The organism is Candidatus Arsenophonus nilaparvatae (assembly GCF_045346035.1).
GTDB lineage: Bacteria > Pseudomonadota > Gammaproteobacteria > Enterobacterales > Enterobacteriaceae > Arsenophonus > Arsenophonus nilaparvatae.
In genome coordinates, this window is record NZ_CP158507.1 from 2,163,033 (window position 1) to 2,181,219 (window position 18,187).

The 18,187-nt window shown below is 36.0% G+C and carries 10 protein-coding genes, 1 tRNA gene and 1 pseudogene; 6 read left to right on the forward strand and 6 right to left on the reverse strand.

The genetic code is table 11. The features are described 5' to 3' along the window. The first annotated feature begins 351 nt into the window (after positions 1-351). The 6 genes from WH390_RS10210 to WH390_RS10235 all read left to right on the forward strand — a co-directional run bounded on the left by WH390_RS10210 (position 352) and on the right by WH390_RS10235 (position 9,138). Positions 352-1,719, forward strand: a complete 1,368-nt coding sequence (locus WH390_RS10210) for an NCS2 family permease (RefSeq protein ID WP_032114442.1) — start codon at positions 352-354, stop codon at positions 1,717-1,719. A 483-nt stretch (positions 1,720-2,202) separates the two neighbouring features. Next, positions 2,203-4,167, forward strand: a complete 1,965-nt coding sequence (locus WH390_RS10215; RefSeq protein WP_052044780.1) for a M10 family metallopeptidase C-terminal domain-containing protein — start codon at positions 2,203-2,205, stop codon at positions 4,165-4,167. 1,041 nt (positions 4,168-5,208) lie between these two features. Then, positions 5,209-5,889, forward strand: a complete 681-nt coding sequence (locus WH390_RS10220; RefSeq protein ID WP_052044779.1) for a PAS and helix-turn-helix domain-containing protein — start codon at positions 5,209-5,211, stop codon at positions 5,887-5,889. Positions 5,890-5,910: 21 nt separating this feature from the next. Further along, complete coding sequence (locus tag WH390_RS10225) at positions 5,911-7,251, forward strand: cytosine permease (RefSeq protein WP_052044778.1); 1,341 nt, start codon at positions 5,911-5,913, stop codon at positions 7,249-7,251. Then, positions 7,208-8,011, forward strand: coding sequence for a nitrilase-related carbon-nitrogen hydrolase (locus WH390_RS10230; RefSeq protein ID WP_032114441.1), 804 nt, complete (start codon positions 7,208-7,210; stop codon positions 8,009-8,011). Before WH390_RS10225 ends, WH390_RS10230 begins: the two co-directional genes overlap by 44 nt. Before the next feature lie 1,004 nt (positions 8,012-9,015). Further along, a complete protein-coding gene (locus WH390_RS10235; RefSeq protein WP_406850574.1) occupies positions 9,016-9,138 on the forward strand; it encodes a hypothetical protein in 123 nt (40 codons plus the stop codon). 242 nt (positions 9,139-9,380) lie between these two features. Here the strand turns inward: WH390_RS10235 and WH390_RS10240 are convergent. The 6 genes and pseudogenes from WH390_RS10240 to WH390_RS10265 form a co-directional block, all read right to left on the reverse strand. Next, positions 9,381-10,236: pseudogene (locus WH390_RS10240) on the reverse strand (restriction endonuclease). A 92-nt stretch (positions 10,237-10,328) separates the two neighbouring features. After that, positions 10,329-13,445: an HsdR family type I site-specific deoxyribonuclease gene (locus WH390_RS10245; RefSeq protein WP_032114440.1), complete on the reverse strand. Its 3,117-nt coding sequence runs from the start codon at positions 13,443-13,445 to the stop codon at positions 10,329-10,331. Positions 13,446-13,483: 38 nt separating this feature from the next. After that, entirely contained in the window at positions 13,484-14,638 is a 1,155-nt protein-coding gene (locus tag WH390_RS10250) for an AAA family ATPase (RefSeq protein ID WP_032114439.1), read from the reverse strand. 9 nt (positions 14,639-14,647) lie between these two features. Beyond that, entirely contained in the window at positions 14,648-15,796 is a 1,149-nt protein-coding gene (locus tag WH390_RS10255) for a restriction endonuclease subunit S (protein WP_032114438.1), read from the reverse strand. Further along, positions 15,793-17,349, reverse strand: a complete 1,557-nt coding sequence (locus tag WH390_RS10260) for a type I restriction-modification system subunit M (RefSeq protein ID WP_032114437.1) — start codon at positions 17,347-17,349, stop codon at positions 15,793-15,795. The genes WH390_RS10255 and WH390_RS10260 overlap by 4 nt, the downstream gene beginning before the upstream one ends. A 744-nt stretch (positions 17,350-18,093) precedes the next feature. Next, positions 18,094-18,178 (reverse strand) — tRNA-Leu (locus tag WH390_RS10265). Positions 18,179-18,187 lie beyond the last annotated feature (9 nt).

Sequence of the window (18,187 nt, forward strand, 5' to 3'; positions counted from 1 at the left end):
TTTAATTTGCTTCACTTAGCAGACTTAAATAAGCAATTTTTTAGCCGACAAATAACAGCAGAAGGCGAATATTGACGATTTTTTGGTCATCGGTCAGCAAAATAAAATTACCGACAGCTCTAATTGTCATTATAAAAAAATAGGTCGGATACTATGGATAAAAATAACCAAAATGACTCAACCTCGCTCATTTATAATACGTTTAGATTAATAACAATCCCTATCTTCAGCCTATTTTATCATATTGCTAACCGGCTTATTACAACCCGCCTAAAACCACTAATCGACAATTTGAATGGTTCACCTACAAACACATCGTCTTTCACATAATCACGCTAAGAGGTCAGCACTATGTCTGCCAATTTACCGGAGGCGCCAACCGAAACACAGACGGCAACAGCCCTCGAAACATTTTTCAAAATTACTGAACGTGACAGCAATGTTCGGCAAGAAATTTTAGCCGGCATCACCACGTTCCTAGCCATGGTTTATTCTGTGGTCGTTATTCCAAACATGTTGAGCCAGGCGGGTTTTCCGCCAAACACTACCTTCACGGTGGTCTGTTTAGTTGCTGGCCTTGGTTCATTATTGATGGGGTTATGGGCAAACTTACCGATGGCAATAGGCTGCACCACTTCAATGTGCGCCTTTACCGCTTTCAGTCTGGTATTAGGACAACAAATTAGTATCCCAATTGTACTGGGTATTGTTTTCTTAATGGGTATTGTTCTTGCCATTATCTCAATTGCCGGCATCCGTACCTGGATATTACGCCATTTACCACAAGGTATTGCCTATGGCACTGGTATCGGTATCGGACTCTTTATTCTGTTGATTGCGGCTAATGGTGTTGGTTTAATCACCAAAAACCCACTAGCCGGATTACCGGTTGCCCTTGGCGACTTTACCTCATTCCCAGCCATTATGTCGTTATTGGGTCTGGCTATTATTTTTGGTCTAGAAAAACACCGTATACCCGGCAGTATTTTATTGGTGATCATCGCTATCTCTATTGTGGGTCTGATATTTGATCCCAACATACAATTTCAAGGCGTATTTGCCCTACCCAAACTAACTGATGATAGTGGCCAATCACTAACTTTTAGCTTAAACATTAGCGCCGCCTTACAACCACAAATGTTACCCTATGCGTTAGCACTGATTATCACCGCCATATTTGATGCGACCGGCACCCTACGCGCAGTAGCTGGTCAGGCCAATTTACTAGATAAAGAGGATAAAGTTATCGATGGCGGCAAAGCATTTACCATAGATTCAGTAAGCTCTATTTTTGCGGGCGTAATGGGCGTATCACCTGCTGCGGTATACCTAGAATCAACAGCAGGCACAGCAGCAGGTGGCAAAACCGGCTTAACCGCCGTGATGGTAGGCATTCTTTTCTTATTGATGTTATTTTTAGCACCGCTATCACTGTTAATTCCCCATTACGCCACTGCACCAGCGTTAATGTACATTGGCTTACTAATGTTACAGAATGTCTCAAAACTGAATTTTAATGATTTTGTTGACACCATGTCTGGCCTGGTGTGCGCTGTTTTTATTGTTTTCACTTGTAATATCGCAACCGGCCTAATGTTTGGTTTTGTTACCCTGGTTATCGGCCGTATTTTTGCCAAAGAATGGCATCGCCTTAATGCCAGCACCCTGCTCCTAACACTACTGTTAGTCATTTTTTATTATGGCGGCTTAGCGATTTAGTTCTTTTTCCGAATCTGCAAGATGATTCGGAAAAATTTTTTAGCCAACTGCATGATTTTTTATGGCTATAACATTGCAGATTATCATCAAGATTAAAATCAAATCAGTAGTTATTTCTTATATCAACTATTTCTAAAATTAACAAATTACCAAGCATGACGGTAATAACCACACACTAAATAAGAGTAAAATAATAAACAATAACTAATTGATTAATATAATAAAATCAGGTACGACCATTAAGGTTTTATTTTACTCTCTTTCCTGAAAGGGGTATTTTATTTTTATAAATATAAAAAAATTTGATTATGGATTTTTTATCGCCAGGTTGACATTTAATTAGGCAACTAAATAGCGGATAAATAATCCTGATTGAAATATTCACATAATATTTTATCAACAATTGAAACTGTATGAACTGCAAGCAAAGAGGTGCAATAAATAATTAACAATTTAAATTTATAAATTGGAGAAGTTAAAGTTATGGATAATTCCTTACATGGAAAAAATAAAGGGTGGAGTAGCGTCAAAAATTTTATTAATTATCAACAAAATACACCTAACTTAATTTACAATTATAAACCCTCTTATAGTGTCGATGAGGCGGCAGAACAATTATCAAGGGGGGAGACTGCACTACTTTGGAAACAAAAACATACCAACAATCAACCGCTAACCATTACTTACTCTTTCCCCGACTGGACTGAACACTCCGACCGAGAGTACAAAAGTTTATATAGCTACAGTCGTTATCCTGCTCCAGAAGGTCTAACCGCAGATCAGCAGCAAAAAGCCATACTTGGTTTACAAGCCTGGCAAGATGTCACCAATATAAAACTGGTTAAAGTCGACTCTACAGAAAAGGCCATGCTCACCTTCGGTAATTATCATGGTGCTGCTAATGATGGCCTTACAACTTTTGATAGAATAGACCGCATCGATAGCAAAATCTGGTTCAACACCGATAAGCATGATAACTTACGTCCGACACAAGAAAACGGTGGCAGCCAGACTTATAGTCATGAAATAGGACATGCATTAGGATTAAATCACCCTGGTGACTATAACTCCTTGCAAGGTGGCTATCAATACAATGCTCCGTATAAAGAAGACTCTCTCCAATACAGCGTTATGAGCTATTGGGAAGAAACCAATACTGGCGCTAACCATCATTATAATGAGCGAATCGGTAACTATATCCATAACAATACCTATTACCCAACCGCGCCACTAATGCATGATATTGCCGCCATACAAAAAATTCATGGTGTCAATACCACTACCCGAACTGGCGATACCATTTACGGATTTAACTCCAATAGCAATAGAGATTTCTATAGCCTAACCGACAGTAAGCAAAAAGCGGTTTTTTGTGTCTGGGATGCAGGCGGTAACGATACATTAGATTTTTCTGGTTATTATCAAAACCAACGCATTAGCTTAAAGGAAGCTTCCTTCTCTGATGTCGGCAGCTTTAAAGCCAATGTTTCAATTGCTCAGGGCGCCATTATTGAAAATGCTATCGGCGGCTCAGGTGATGATGTGATTGTTGGCAACGATGCTAACAATACCATCGAAGGGGGTAAAGGTAACGACATCATTTATGGCGGCAAAGGCAAAGATAGATTATGGGGTGGCAATCATAACGATATTGTGCCAAATAAAAAAACAGATAACCAACCAACTATCGAGATAGACGATACCAAAGTAAACAACGCCATTGATGATGACAAACCTTTAAAAGATTATTCTGATAATGAAGTCAGCAACACTGGCTGCACAGCCCCACCATGTGGAGGATACAACGTAAATCCTTACTGTCCCTGGACAAATCCAGGTTGCAACAATAATGGTTATTCTACAACATATTATTCAATGCCGATATCCAATGGCATCAGCAATGGCTTTACTTTTGGTTTAGAGTGGCCTGGGCTATATTACGGCAACACCATAGCTTATAATGCCTTTTACCCAAATCAACAAGGCTATTGCAATAACAACTACTACGATTACTGTAAGCAACAACAAAAATTATCATGGCAGCCAACAAGTACTAACCTGATTATCGATAATTATAATGGGAATGATATTAATCCTTATTATCATGATAAAAAACCGCAAAAAATTGGCAATGGTAGCGGCAAAGATACCTTTGTTTTTTCCAGTATCAAAGATTCACCTTACGACAATCCAGATAAAATTATGGATTTTGAAACTGGCATTGACTTAATTGATCTCTCTGCCATTAGGCTGGATAGTTATATCAATAGCAACCCTAAACTCTATTTTGTTGACTATTTTACTAAACAAGTGGGAGATATGATGTTGACTTATAATGAAGAAAGTAACTTAAGTCGATTATTTATAGATGGTAACGGTGATGCCATCCCCGACTTTGAACTGCATATCCTTGGCGTTGTCGAACAAAGCGATCTTATTCTGGCATAATAGTAAAACGGTGAGCTTAGCTCACCGTTTTTTGGGGTGGTGGGTGTTGTTGATTACCCGCTTGGCAAAAATAATGCTTTCATTGCTGAACATATCAATAGCAGTCATTACTAATTATTTTTGCTGGAATACGATCAGAAAAATTGATCTGTTTTACTAGTTACCTTAGCTCTAGCAAAGTAAAATAAATGGCATAGTCTTATTTAATATAATTCTTACTTAACTAAAATATTAAGATTAAAAAAATAACAAATATTCCTGTAAGTCTCTTACAGTCTAATGTCCCATGAAACAGACCCCACTAAAAATTACGACAAAAAACCAACCCCAAACACCGCTTAGTTACATACCATATAATAATTTTTTATCATGCGATTTTTTGTGCTCGATATTCGTATTTGCCGTCAAATTAATTTCGCCATATTATATTGACTGGTTTTTATTCAATTTTATGTAATAAGTGAAAATAACCAGCCCTCTGCTTCTTCACCAATAATGACATTTTTAATTTACTCTATTAGTCATTATTTGATTAATTAGCCATTCGAAGAATATTATTTCGCTGCACACCTGTAGTGAGTATTTTTTCAATATTGGTTTTATATATTTCTAGTTAATATTTTATTTTCATTGTCATTGCAGATAATAAATAACTAAATTTTGCAGCAATTTATTCTTGTCATAAGCAATGGATAGTGACTTTTTATTGGTCTTCTCTTAGTGAACTGAAGCATTATTTTTTTATTCATTTTGCTGATTATATAGGTATTTATTCGGCTAAAAATTGGTCAATTTATTGTTTTAATAGTTCAGATAAATTCATTAATCCGTCTGATATCAAATTACCCGACTTAATAAAAAATAAAACAATAAAAACAATTACTTACATAACGTTATTGAAATAACAGACAAATAATTTGCTAGAAAAATTTCCATTATGTCCAGAATTTATTTATATTAAGACGCTATTCTACAAGGAATAAACAGATTGTTTATAGGTAATTCATGAGTATTATTGAGTCCTATCGGCGGGAGGAAATAATGGATGTGAAAATATCACCTCAACTTATTGCTATGTTTGAAAACAATAGCGATCCGTGGGGAATAAAAATATTTGACGGCGACCAATCTATTCATTTTTATAGCAATCCACAAAACTACAGGTTATTTAATTTATCTACAAATTTTAACTTATACGGAAAAAATGATAGCGAAATACCTCATCCCACAGCTGAATTCTCAGAAAACTTTCAAGCACATGATTTTGAAACATTGAAACAAAAAAGAAATATCATTTCGATTGATATTTATCCTTATGGTGAAGATTCACTATTACAACCTTACATTTGTGAAAAATTTCCGTTTATTGTCGACGGAGAATGTGTTGGCGTTATGTTTCATTCAAGAAAGATGGAACTAATGCCTTTTAGGAAATTTAAAAATTTTGGTAAAATTCATGGAACAACAGATTGTCTGATTGAAACAAAATTTACCAAAAAAGAATTAGAAATAATGTTTCTGGTAGCACATTCATTTAACCCAAAAGAAATTTCTAAAATGCTTTGTGTTAGTCATCATACCGTTAACAATAAATTACAATCTATCTACCAAAAATTGGGGATTAGCTTTCGGGAACAACTTATAGAATATTGTATTCATAAAAATATTCATAATAAAATACCGATGCGATTTCTCAGACCGCGCAGCTATTTATTTAACTAAATAATATAGAGAAATATAAACATGGATAAAGAACACTCCCTTGAAAGGATTCCACCTTCAGCACGCTCTGATTTATTTTCTATTGTTTTAATTCGTATCGGCGCCAATACTGCACTATCGCAGTTTATACTGGGTGCTACATTAGGCCATGCAATGACATTTTGGCAGGCAATGTTAGCAACACTTTTGGGTAGCTTAATTCTTGAATTTGTAGGCCTAGGATTGGGTCTTATAGGATGTCGGGAAGGGCTACCTACCAGCATTCTGTCCAGATGGTGCGGCTTTGGGCGAATAGGCTCTGCCATGATCGGATTTGCTATTGCGATAAGCTCGCTCGGTTGGTTCGGCGTACAAAATGGAGTTTGTGCCAAAGCTTTAGAATATGCATTAAACGGCAAGCTTGACTTCGGCTGGAGTGCCACAATTTCAGGCATATTTATTACCGTATTAGTTGCATACGGATTTAAAGGATTAAGTCTAACCGCCAAAATAGCGGTACCTTTATTTTTTGCTGTTATGATTTGGGTGACATTTAATTCATTAACCACCATCGACATTAAAGAATTAATCAATATCATTCCAGCAGAGCAGGACTCGATGACATTAAGCGCTGGAGCAACAATGGTCGCCGGTGGGTGTATTGTTGCAATGCTAATAACACCTGATATCAGTCGATATTGTCAGAATTCAAAAGATGTTTTTTGGATGTTAACAATTTCAATCATTGTTGGTGAATTTATTGTTAATGGCGTTTCTATATTGATTGCTAAAGCGATGGGTACCGATGATGTGGTTAATATCCTTATTCAAAATGCAGGCTGGATCGGCGTCATTTGTACCATCTTAGCGGTGGTTAAAATAAATGATATTAATCTTTATAGTGTCTCGCTTAGCATGAGCAATGTTATTGAGTGTATGATAGGCAAGAAAATCAATTATGTTACATTAACGCTAATCGCGGGCAGTATAGGAACTTTCTTTACCGTTATCGGTATTTTAGATAATTTTATTAATTTTTTGATAATAGCGGGTGTTATTTTCCCACCAATAGCTGGGATTATGCTCACTGACTACTATATCCTTCGTACTAATAGAGATTTACTTGATTCAACGCGTAAAGATGGCAAGTTGCCAAATAATGCTGCTACACCATGGATAAATTACCCATCTCTCATTGCTTGGGCTTTAGGCTCTATCGCTGGGATGACCATAACTATGGGTATTCCATCAGTTAACTCGATATTTATCTCTGCTGTGATATATTTCTGCTTGTCTATTTTAAAGAATTTTTTCAATAAAATACCCAAAGAGATAAAAAATGATCAAAGTTACAATAGCTCAGACGGACGCAATTTTAGGTGACAAAGATGAAAATTTACGATGTTTAGAAAATTATTGCTATAAGGCTAAGGAAAACAATGCGCAAATTATCTGTTTTCCTGAATTAGCGACTACTGGATATTCACCATCAATACTAGGAGAACAATATTATTCACTTAGTGAAACCCAAAATGAACAGACAGATAAGCTATTTAGCCAATTATCCAGCAAACTTAATTTAGTTATTATTTGTGGTTTTATAGAACGAGATGATACAACCGGTAAAATTTATAATTCTGCCGGTATTTGGATTCCAAATAGAAAAAACTGGTTAGCTGTATATCGGAAAATGCATCTATTTCATCATGAAAAACTATGGTTTACACCCGGTGATAGCTTGCCAGTTTTTGATATTGGTATTTGTCGTATTGGAATAATAATTTGTTACGATGCAGGATTTCCTGAAGTTGCCAGAATTTTGGCAACTAAAAAGGCAGATATTTTATTTATGCCATCTGCTTGGTCAAAACAAGATAAAGATCTTTGGTATATAAACACGCCTTGTCGTGCTTTAGAGAATACAACGCATTTGGTAGCAGTCAATCGATGGGGCAAAGAAGGTGATATAAACCTATTTGGCGGCAGCCGAATTATCGATCCCAGAGGAACGATTGTAGCCAACGCCTCAGAAAAAGCAGAAGACATGATCAGTTATGAAATAGATTTAACAACGCAAACAGAGATCAGAAAGTCATTAAACTACTTAAAGGATAAAAAAATAAACTATACAACCTATTTATAATAGTCTAAAAGATGTTCTCTTTTATCGCTTTCATATTTTTACACTGTAGTATATGTAGAGCATAAAAACATAATAAAATTAATATAATTAGTTATAAATTAATAGCTAAAATGCATATTATTGCTTTTAGCTATTTAAACTTTTTATTTATATTATGAAATAGCCTGTCTATTAAATTGACTATCACAAAAATAAAAATAATAAAGATTAATAATTAATCTTTATTATAACTTATATGTATTATTTATTTTATTTAATCAAATTAAATATCACTTATTTATTTTAATTTAATAAATTCTATTAATAACACGATATTTGTAATAAGTATTGTACAAAAAAATTGCTGGGTATGATCCTTCACAACATATATCACTGCTTATCTATCAAATTGATTCGTTAATTAACAGTACTATATTATTTAAAATAAAATACCTCCGTTTATGCACTTATGTTTTTATCTAGTTTAATTAAATAAAAGTTAGCTTATTGATTGCTAGAAAATAGTAATACTCAATCTACTTTAATGATTTGATCTCTTTTTGATCAAGCTTTTGGGTTAATTATGTTAGTTTTCAAAATTCCCCTTAGATTAAATATAATCCTCCAGTTGCCGCTAATTTATCCGTTTATTACTAGGCTTGATTGTCTTTAGCGCTTTTAATTAACCCACTAAGCTGATGCAGCTACATTGGCATAATTTGCCGCTAAACTTCCCATTAGCCAATTGGCCTAATAGATTGAAAATGATAATTGAATAGCAGTTGGTGGCAAGGCTGATTGGAAGCTAAACCGGCTACTTTAGATTGACTTGGATTATGGATGAGTATGTGTTTTTTGGTTGATAGAAAAGTTAAATAAAGAATTTGCCGTTCAAGTATATACTTTATATACAAGATAAAAATTTAAATTGATATGAAAAAATATCATATTAACTTAAATATTCGATTCTTATAACGAAAAAAGGTAACATATTTCGATAAAATTGATATTAGGGAAAACCCACGTTGGATTATAGCATCACTGACTTTGCCAAAAATCAAAATGCACTAAATGATGATACTATTAATGGCATGGTAATTTGCGACAGTTCAGAACAGGCAAAAAATGTTTGTTCTCTCAATGCGTAGTATGCTGAAACACCAACAAAAACAGATAAGGAATTCTCCATTGCTCACGCCACTGAACTTGAGATAGTCTATCTTTCCACAAAAAATAGCAAAAGTAGACATCAAAAGTCCCGGTCTGAACCTACATGATGTGGAGACAAAATAGGAACGTGAAGAGTGGATGGAAAATTTTAAGGTCGGTAATATCGATCTACTGTTTATTTATAACCTGCTTGTGAATATGATAACTTAACTTGCTTGGTCTAGAGGTTTAAAAACCAGTCCGGATCAATAATCACTTTTTCAACGAGCTCAGTTTTAACTCCTAAACACAACTCCTTTAATTTGTCTGCTAGCTGGTCACCATCAACCAAATCTATTGGAGCCATACCATCACGATTTGCTTCTTCAATTGCAGCCTTAGTGAAATTTCCCGTTGTAATAAACATGCCCCTATCGGCGCGTCCAGCAGTTGCACCCCCGGAAATCTCGTATTTCTGGCACACCAACGGATCCCTTGTATTTCTTACACTGAAAGGCAATATGAAAACTCATCAGCCCATTGATACGAGCGATGCCTTTACCATCAATGCCACCATCACCCGTTCGCCCCGTAACCTCGACATGGATAAAACCTGATTCGCGCAGGAGCCTTTGCGTAAGCCTTTCAAAAGCATCCGGGCTCATCTTTTCAATCAAAACATGATGCAATTTTTCTCGCCAAGCGAGTATTTCCTCTGGCGAGTCATCAACAGATAATACAAAGTTATAGGAATCAGTATTGCCTTGAATATTTTTTCGCTCCATTGAACGAACAAAATTTACAATCTCACGACTATCAATTTCTGAAGCTTGCTTCATTTTATCCGTTAATGCCCATACTCCTCGCGATGAATTATCAAGGTAACCTGCTTTCTTAAGATATGTTCGCGCCCAAGCCAAGCGATAACCAATTTCTGTCTGGCTGCTTTTTTCGGGGTTGTGTAAAATAGCAAGCATCTTTTCATCAAATTTTTCTAGTTCGACCACTTTTTCGTAGATTTCATCGATGCTACCTGAACCACCAAGGTTCACCAGCGCTTTCATTATCGGTAGCATGAGTTTATCAAATGTAACCATTATCTTTCTTCCTAATTGATTTGGATACGCAACAATATTCGTCCCCTGACTGACCTGCTGACTGACCTAAATTAATCAAGAGATTCCATTGATTAAATATGTCCTCCGACACCCTTAAACTTCTCAACAAACGCAGCGATTTTTTGAAAAACACGCTGTTTTTTCATTTTGTATTGTGGATTAAGCGGACTCATTTTTGGCAGAGTTGAATTTAGCTCAGTGCCATTTTCACTAGCATATTCTCGTTTTAACGATGCTATGATGTAGCGTTTGGCCGCCTCTTCATTTAAGTTTTCAGAGTTAATTAATTCTTCTGCTTCACGCTTTTGTTCAGCTTGCGCAAATTTAAAAAATTCATCAATAATGTTTGCTTTATCAACAACCTCGTCTAAATTCGTTTGGTTTATAAAATCAACGACTAAACTCTCTTTGGCACGATTTCCAAGGCTAGCACGTATCAAACGACGCACTTCTTCAATCAACTCTGCTTTATTTTTATTCTTTTTATTATTTTCAAAAATCAATTCAAGAATGTAATCGAGATTAATTTCTTGCGATTTAAGTAAGTCAATTTCAAAAACCACATCGTCCCAGTCAATAGTAGATTTTTCTTTCTCATTGGACGACTTCTCACGGCACAGCCAATCGCGCGTATCATTATAAGTTGAGCGATAATCTTGAATAATCCGTTCTGTTGGCATCTCAATCGCTTGCATTGCCGCGATATCTTCATCGCTTAAGTAGTATTTAGCTTTAAATTTCTCGACCGTTTCAGGGTCGCACTTATCTACATGCTGTAAAGCTTTCAATCCTGCAAATTCATCGTAGTTTTGCAGCACATTCTCTGCCCGTAAATATTCACCAAATAATTTAGCAAAGTCTTTTTTATCCCGCTCTTTGACAATTTCAGCAGGATTTGGGAAACGTCTTTGTAATTCAGTCACTACTTCCAAAAATCCGCGGCGGGCTTCGCCGGTGACTAAATCAGTAAAGCCTTCCATGTATTCTTTGTAACTTTTTTCTAAAACGACATTTTTCGTGTTTTTATCACCAAATAAGGTAATAGCATCAACCGTAGCCTGTTCTAAGTTGCGGAAGGTGACAATATTACCAAAGGTCTTTGTAGCATCATAAATACGATTGGTACGTGAATAGGCTTGTATTAAGCCGTGATAACGTAGATTTTTATCTACAAATAATGTATTCAAAGTCGGAGCATCAAAGACTGTTAAAAACATACCTACAACAATCAATAAATCCACTTCTTGAGTTTTAACTCGTTTTGCAAGGTCACGGTAATAATTTTGAAATCCATTGCTATTTACACCAAAATTCGTTCTAAATTCCTTGTTATAATCATCGATCGCACGACTTAAAAACTCTTTGGCACTATTATCCATTGCGGTGGAGTCAAAGCTTTCATCAAGAATTTCACCCACAGCATCTTGCTCTTCATTGGCAGCAAAAGAGAAAATCGTGGCGATCTTAAGTGATTTGCTGCTCGTTTGGCTTTTATCATTCCTATTTTGCAAGTCCTTAAACGCTTGGTAGTAAGCCTTAGCAGCATCCACACTATTGACGGCAAACATGGCATTAAAGCCCATACCCCCAGCTTGCAGACGATGGGTTTTTTGCCTGAAGTGATTTAAAATATACTGGGAAATTTCACGAATACGCACAGGGTGCAAAAATGCCTGTTGGTTTTCTGCCGCTGTTAATTTTTTCTCATCTTGTTCCGTCTCAATTGACTTAAATTGAGGTCGTACATCATTGTAATCAACTTTAAACTTCAACACTTTTTCATCGCGAATGGCATCAGTTATCACATAAGAATGCAACTCTCTACCAAATACACTACCAGTGGTTTCTGCACCCAAAGCATTTTGTGGAAAAATTGGTGTACCGGTAAAACCAAACTGGTAATACCGTTTAAATTTTTTCTTTAAGTTTTTTTGTGCTTCACCAAACTGGCTACGATGGGCTTCATCAAAAATGAATACTACTTGCTTGTTGTAAATAGGCAAGTCGCTTTCGCTCTTGATTAAGTTATTAAGTTTTTGAATGGTCGTAACAATGATTTTATTGTCTTCTTTCGCCAGATTGCGTTTTAACCCTGCGGTGCTATCTGATCCATTAACACTATCTGGCGAAAAACGCTGATATTCTTTCATGGTTTGATAATCGAGATCTTTACGGTCAACCACAAAAAACACTTTATCGATAAAATCCAGCTCTGTGGCTAGACGCGCTGCTTTAAAGCTAGTTAAGGTTTTACCTGAACCTGTGGTATGCCAAATATAGCCACCGCTCTCGGTATTACTCCAATTTTTAGCTTGATAGGCATTTTTAATTTTCCATAAAATACGCTCAGTAGCTGCTATTTGGTAAGGGCGCATAACTAACAAGGTGTTGCTTACGTCAAATACTGAATAATGAATTAACACATTTAATAAAGTATTTTTCTGAAAAAACGTAGCCGTAAAATCTTTTAGGTCTTTAATCAGCATATTATCAGACTTCGCCCAATTCATGGTAAAGTCAAAGCTGTTCTTATCTCGCTTGGTGGTATTAGCAAAATAGCGCGCGTCTGTACCATTAGACACTACGAATAGTTGTAAATATTTAAACAAAGAGTTCTCGCTATTAAAACTTTCTTTACTATAGCGATGTACTTGGTTAAAGGCTTCACGAATGGCAACACCACGTTTTTTGAGCTCGATTTGTACTAAGGGCAAACCATTAACCAAAATAGTGACATCATAGCGATTTGTTTGTGTTCCAATTTGCTCAAATTGCTTAATCACCTGCACCTTATTACGTGCAATATTTTTCTTATCCAGTAAATAAATATTTTCGATATGCCCATCATCAAAGACAAAATCATAAATATAATCACTATAAATTTTACGCGTTTTATCGATAATATTATCATTAGGTTTATCTAAATATTGTTCAACAAAGCGTAACCATTCACCGTCTAAAAACCTAACATTATTCAAATTTTGCAACTGTATTCGCACATTGGCCAGCATTTTTTCTGGCGATTTTAAATCTGCCAAGTAATCATAGCCTTGGTTTTGTAAATCTTGAATAAATTCTCGCTCCAAATCCCATTCACTTTGGTAGGCTTCGCTTCTCTGCAAGCATTTGGTATATTTATCCAATACAATAAAATTATTTGATTCTGCAATGGGTTTATATTCAGTCATTTAATTACCTGCAAAAATTTTCACTCTTAGTTAAAGTTCTACTTGAAGCCATACTTTGTTTTGATTTCTTTCAATAAGTAGCCTAAGACGCGCTTATCATCGTCTTTCAGTTCAATTACTTCTTCATTTGCGTGCTTTGAGTGACTATTAATATTAATAATACGTGTTTCATACGGATTAGCTCCTCCACTATCATTTTCAGGTAATAAATCTCCCCATTTTTCATAACCAAGAAATGTGGAGGTTTTATCTAAAAAATTGCGAAGAAAATTATAATGATATTTACGTAATTGTCCTGTTTCGATTGCCTTTTCAAGCTCAACTTTAAGATAAAGATGATATGAAAATGGTGAGTCACTTGGCTGGTTACGTAAAACATAGCTACCATCATCATTTTTCTTCAACACATATTTCTTCGCTTTTTTCAATTCATTATGTAACACATTATAAAAAAGTGGATTATGTGTCGTGATGATAAATTTAAGCTCTGATTTACTTGATTTAATTAGTTGCGCTAAATCCACAGCCAACTCGATTAAGTGATTTTCATCTAATGAACTGACAGGGCCATCAATAAAAATCCATTCTAATTGGTTAAACTGATTCGTTTCACGTTCGCTGGATTCAACGACATTTAAAATGTTAATGACTTGATCCAGTAAAGTATAAAAAATACTCCAGACAAAGTTGCTTTCTTCACCTTTAGATATTTTCAGCTTGTCTGAATTCTCTTCATTACCATTCTCAAAGGAAAAAGTAACTTCCGTAAAGTCCTCACTAAAACACGGAGTCAAGTATTGATCGGTATAGCGCTGAAAATTAGTAATAATATTTCGATCTTGGCCCTGCTCTTTCAGCACCCAATTCGTAAACGAATTTGGCTGGATTTTGAGTTTAGGTTCAGCATATCGCTCTAAATCATTATCCCAATAAAATAAATCTTCAGTAAAGGCGTTGTAATATAGGATTTTTGGGCAAGATAATTCTGATTGTTCTGCACCATCAGCCTCGTCATTATTATCTTGATTAGGGGCTATTAGCTGTTTAAACTGCCGCGAAAGACGAGTTTTTCCTGAGCTATTAAATGCATAAATAAGTTGAACTGTTACAGCTTTAGTTTTTTCAGCTATAGCCCTTGTTGTATGTCTCGTACTTCTTAATTGTTGCGCAATATCCATTAACGAATTGTTCATATTTTCAATCTACTGTTTTTTTTTGGAAAAACTCAACATTAAGTCACGATAATACTCATACTGCTTTAGACGTAATTCAATTTCGCTAGGTAAGCCTTCAATGATAGAGTTGGTTAGAGCGTCGAATTTGTCTAGGATAGCAATAATGCGCTCTTGTTCGGCAAGAGAGGGAATAGGAAATTTAAATGCTTTCACTTTAACATCAGAAATTGCTGGGTAAGCCGAACCACTTTGATTTTCTTCAACGTAATGTTTAAATAATGTTGAAGAGATATAGTAATAAATCCATTTTGGTAAAACTTCATCGTTTTTAGCTCTTAAAACACAATAACCTGTACTAGCTACCTCACCCGAGTATTCATCATTAATCAAACTAAGTCGTTGTTGAATGGGGCGAGTTGTTGCGAAAATAACATCATCTTTTTCAATAAGCTTCTGTGCCCTGCTTGGTGCATTCTTAGCTGTAATTTCAGATGTTTCGATGATTGATTTATTTTCACGGCTAACAGATGTCAAATCAATGTAACGGTATGATCGGTTCGCATCTCGCCAACGAATATTGCTTGTAGATAAAGTAACTTCTCCCAACGTCTTCCATTCCACTTCACCTTCTTCAATATTTAATAATTGATCGCGATAGTAGTTGTATTGTTTTTTGCGTGCGGTAAGCTCGGTGAAGGTATCCAAAATGCGGACGATTTTCGCTTGAATATGAAATGGTGGGATAGGAATTTTTTTATTGGAAAAGTTACTAATCCATTGCCGCTTATGATCACCTTCAACTAATTCGCTGGGTAAGGTATTCAACCAATAGAAAATATATTTTAGTAAAACCTTATTCTCATCACTTGATGTAATCATCTTCATTGCAGATGACTTAGCTTTAAAATCAAAATTAACCCATTTGTTAGCTGCTGTAAAGTCGTCAAAGATTATTACAGGATTTTCAGAAGCCTTATATATTCCGCTAGTTTCAGCTGTGTAACCAAGAATGAAAGTTTTGCCCGCAGTCAAAACAGGTACGTGAAATTCATCATTGTAGTTTTCCGATTTTACTAGATATTTGCTTGGCTGTTCGTAATGCGTAACATTCCCTAATAGTAGATAATCCACCTCAACCCCATTAAGCAGTTTCTCCATAAAGCTCATATTACTCATCCCTTAATCTCCACGCCCTCAATTTCGGCCACTATGGCATCAATATCAGCACGAAGCCGGTCGATTTTCGCAACTGTGGTTTTTAATTCCATATTCAGCTTAGTAATATCGATCACTTCGCGGTTGTCTTTGGCTTCTACATAGCTGCTGACCGACAGATTGTAGTTATTCTCAGCAATAGATTCAAAACTAACCGATTTAGCAAAATGTTCAATATCTTCCTTACTACCAAACGCTTGCATAATTTGTTTAATGTGCGCGTCGGTAAGAACATTGTTATTGGTTTCTTTTTTAAACAGACTGCTGGCGTCGATAAATTGAGTGGAGGTGTCAGTTTTATGTTTAGATAACACAAGGATGTTAACAGCAATGGTCGTGCCAAAAAACAGGTTAGGCGCTAATGAGATAACGGTTTCTATATAGTTATTATCCACCAAATATTGGCGAATTTTCTGCTCAGCACCGCCACGGTAAAAAATACCTGGGAAGCAAACAATCGCTGCACGCCCTTTGCTAGATAGATAGCTTAATGCATGGAGTACAAAGGCAAAATCAGCTTTGGATTTTGGTGCTAACACGCCTGCCGGGGCAAAACGTTCATCATTAATCAACGTTGGATCATCGCTACCAATCCATTTCACTGAATAGGGCGGATTAGAGACAATCGCATCAAAGGGTTTGTCATCAACAAAATGCGGTTCGGTTAAGGTGTTGCCTAATGCAATATTAAATTTATCGTAGTTAATGTTATGTAAAAACATATTCATACGGGCAAGGTTAAAGGTGGTATGGTTGATCTCTTGGCCAAAAAAGCCGTCTTCAATAATATGGTCGTCAAAGTGTTTCTTGGCTTGCAATAATAATGAACCTGAACCTGCGGCTGGGTCATATATTTTATTCACGCTCTTTTGACCATGCATAGCCAGTTGGGCAATCAGCTTAGAGACGTGTTGCGGGGTGAAAAATTCGCCGCCTGACTTACCAGCATTGGCGGCATAGTTTGAGATTAAAAACTCGTAAGCATCGCCAAACAGGTCGATTTGGTTACTTTCAAACTGACCAAATCTCAGTCCTGCCACACCTCTTAATACAGCTGCCAAACGAATATTTTTATCTTTAACAGTATTACCTAAGCGGTTACTAGTAGTGTCAAAATCAGCAAAAAGGCCTTTAATATCGAGTTCAGATGGATAGCCATTCGCTGAGCTTTCAATAGCGGCAAATATGGCAGCTAAATCGGTATTTAAATTCTCATTATTATTAGCATCTGCGGCAATGTTAGTAAACAGCTGGCTTGGGTAAATAAAATAGCCCTTGGTTTTAATGGCATCGTCTTTAATATCGGTGGTGATCACATTATCCGAAAGCTCAGCATAGTGGATACTTTCATCATCACCTTCAATGTAACTGGCAAAGTTTTCACTAATAAAACGATAAAACAGTGTACCTAACACATACTGTTTAAAGTCCCAGCCATCCACTGAGCCTCTAACATCGTTAGCAATCTGCCAAATTTGACGCTGTAGTTCAGCGCGTTGTTGGGTACTTGTCATAGTGTTATTCCTGTTTTAATACGTTTTAAACATGTTATTAAGTATCTGATCAAAAAAAGTTTAATACTTTAGATATACAATTCTTCTTGAATTTATGGCGTTATCGATTAATCCTATCCGCGTCACTGATTAGCAATATTATTTATATAAGGTGGAATATTTGAACGAATCTAGACTAATTAAATTTATTAGGGGTAATCCTATCATAAAAAAATAATAAACTATGCAGCATAACCATCTACTAATATCAGTAAAGATAACTATGCTTTCATTTTGACTAGCTTAAGTCTTTCTCCAAGTCAGCAATATCATCATACATCTTGTATCACTTCCCAAACCCACTCGTCCCTATACTTCTCCCTATTTGCCTACGCACCATTGCACAATTAGTCGACTTTCCTCTATATGCACAACTTTATAAATATAAGCCGCATGTATAGAGTTTAAGCAAAAATCCTCCACCTTACACTATCAAAATCGAATGCTTCCCCGTGAGAATGGAACAAATAAATAATCATAAAGTGAGTCTGACAACCAGTGAGGTTAGCACGCATGCTTATATCGCTATCAATTCGCTATAAAAATTCAGCTAAGCGTTTAAGTTTCAGTGCTGGTCTCTATCTCTTTGTTTAGCTGCTGAGATGAATCGGCCATATTTTGGGGGGTTATAATCGATTGAACGTCTGGTAAGACTAGGATTCCAAACACAAAAAAAGACATCACCTGATGTTCAGAAATGTTTTATGGTGCCGAAGGCCGGACTCGAACCGGCACACCCGAAGGCGGTTGATTTTGAATCAACTGCGTCTACCGATTTCGCCACTTCGGCATTGAGGGA

Excerpts from the sequence above, each read along its gene's own strand:
- WH390_RS10255 (WP_032114438.1), bottom strand. The coding sequence starts at position 15,796 with ATGAGTAATATGAGCTTTATGGAGAAACTGCTTAATGGGGTTGAGGTG.
- WH390_RS10260 (WP_032114437.1), bottom strand. The coding sequence starts at position 17,349 with ATGACAAGTACCCAACAACGCGCTGAACTACAGCGTCAAATTTGGCAG.
- WH390_RS10215 (WP_052044780.1), top strand. The coding sequence starts at position 2,203 with ATGGATAATTCCTTACATGGAAAAAATAAAGGGTGGAGTAGCGTCAAA.
- WH390_RS10210 (WP_032114442.1), top strand. The coding sequence starts at position 352 with ATGTCTGCCAATTTACCGGAGGCGCCAACCGAAACACAGACGGCAACA.
- WH390_RS10225 (WP_052044778.1), top strand. The coding sequence starts at position 5,911 with ATGGATAAAGAACACTCCCTTGAAAGGATTCCACCTTCAGCACGCTCT.
- WH390_RS10250 (WP_032114439.1), bottom strand. The coding sequence starts at position 14,638 with ATGAACAATTCGTTAATGGATATTGCGCAACAATTAAGAAGTACGAGA.
- WH390_RS10245 (WP_032114440.1), bottom strand. The coding sequence starts at position 13,445 with ATGACTGAATATAAACCCATTGCAGAATCAAATAATTTTATTGTATTG.
- WH390_RS10230 (WP_032114441.1), top strand. The coding sequence starts at position 7,208 with ATGATCAAAGTTACAATAGCTCAGACGGACGCAATTTTAGGTGACAAA.
- WH390_RS10220 (WP_052044779.1), top strand. The coding sequence starts at position 5,209 with ATGGATGTGAAAATATCACCTCAACTTATTGCTATGTTTGAAAACAAT.